The sequence below is a fragment of the Gilliamella sp. A7 genome (assembly GCF_002142015.1).
Lineage (GTDB): Bacteria > Pseudomonadota > Gammaproteobacteria > Enterobacterales > Orbaceae > Gilliamella > Gilliamella apis_A.
Window position 1 is genome coordinate 1 of sequence record NZ_NASN01000105.1, and the last position, 1320, is coordinate 1320.

1 protein-coding gene is annotated in these 1320 nt (G+C 36.8%); it reads left to right on the forward strand.

Features of this window, described 5'->3' with window-relative positions; all coding sequences use genetic code 11:
* Window positions 1–286: 286 nt before the first annotated feature.
* Window positions 287–1320: type VI secretion system Vgr family protein (locus B6D18_RS12330; RefSeq protein ID WP_144064007.1), on the forward strand; the 1034-nt coding region annotated here is incomplete at its 3' end.

Here is a 1320-nt window from a genome sequence, read left to right on the forward strand (position 1 = left end):
TTTAATTATTTTTTGTTAATTAATTATATCAGTGTGTCAGAGAATTCATCTAAATTTAGCTAATTTTAAAAAAAGGTTGCAAAATACGTTAAGCACGGTATTTTATATACTACTTAGCGTATTTTTAGTTCTGCATAATTTTTATATTCCACTACCTATCGGCAACATTTATACCAATCACAAATTAGTTAGGTAAAAATGATGTCAAATAATAATTAATAACCATAAAAAAGTTCAATAAAACACAGTTGTATTTGCTATATATATAAAATATATTGAGGGTAACATGGATAAAAGATTCACCGATCTGGTCAATCAATTAGACAATGGTTTAACTTCAGGTCTAACTTCAGGTTTAAGTTCTGGTTTAAAGCAAGGTTTAGTTAATAGAGCGAGTCACAATCGTTATACGTTGAATATTGATGGTTTATCGGCCGAGGTTTCAGTCTTACAGGTTGAGGGTCATGAGCAGCTTAACCAGCCCTGGCATTACACCATTACCTTTACGAGTTCGGATAAACATCTGTCTGTTGAGGCATTTCTTAATCAAAATGGCCATTTGATTTTTAACTCGGCTAATCCTAATAATTTAAGTGGTTTTGCGAATAAAGGACTTAAAGCACTTAATTCCTTAACCCCCGCTAATGCTTTAGATGCATTAAAACCATCTGAGCCATTAAAGCAGTTAGATAAATTTAAACAAACCAATCCACTTGATTCACTTAACGCTTTAACCCAGCTCAACCCGCTCAATTTATTAAACTCATTATTATCTCAGGGGGGCTCTCGCACCCTTTATGGTGTAATTACTCAGTTTAGTCAGCTTTCGGTCAGTAACGACGAAGCCCGTTATCAGGTTGTTTTATCATCGCAATTGGCTAAATTGTCATTAAGTCATCACTGTGCCATTTTTCAAAATCAAAGCGTTATTAGTGTGGTTGAAGAGGTATTACGTGGTCATGGTTATACAGGGATTGATTATCGTTTGGCGCTTAAAGAGCAATACCCCGAGCGTGAGTTTATCACCCAGTGGCAGGAGAGTGACCTTGAGTTTATTCAAAGACTGCTTGCTGATGTGGGGGTCTATTTCCGTTTTGAAGCGCATGGTGAACACAATTGTGATGTGATGGTTATCAGTGATTATGAACAAGGTTATCAGCAGGTGGCCGATATTGTCTGCAAACAACCGAGTGGCACATTGGATAACGGCGTTGAAAGTGTCTGGGATATGTCATTACACAGTCAAATGGTAGAAGCGTCGGTAAAAGTACAGGATTATAACTACCGAGATGCACCGGCGAATTTACTGGGTGAAGTGAA